This window comes from Rhizobium sp. SVR5-9E (assembly GCF_056755095.1).
This window is the reverse complement of sequence record NZ_JBNDHS010000823.1, coordinates 1-231: the sequence shown is the minus strand read 5'-3', so window position 1 is coordinate 231 and position 231 is coordinate 1. Positions and strand designations below refer to the sequence as shown.

The window sequence follows — 231 nt, the reverse complement described above, 5'->3', positions numbered from 1 at the left end:
ATTTACTATTGACCCGAAAGATGCTAAGGATTTTGATGATGCTTTATCCATCAGAAAACTGGAAAACGGAAATTGGGAAATAGGAGTGCATATTGCTGATGTCTCTCATTATGTAATTCCCGGAACTCTTCTGGATGACGAGGCTTACCAGAGAGCAACCTCTGTTTATTTGGTAGACCGCGTTGTACCGATGCTTCCTGAAGTATTGAGTAATGATGTATGTTCTTTGAG

At 40.3% G+C, this 231-nt stretch carries 1 protein-coding gene; it reads left to right on the top strand.

Going from position 1 to position 231, the window contains the following annotated elements; translation table 11 throughout:
• The coding region (locus tag ACPYOJ_RS37140; protein WP_481420650.1) for an RNB domain-containing ribonuclease at positions 1-231 on the top strand (231 nt) is incomplete at both ends.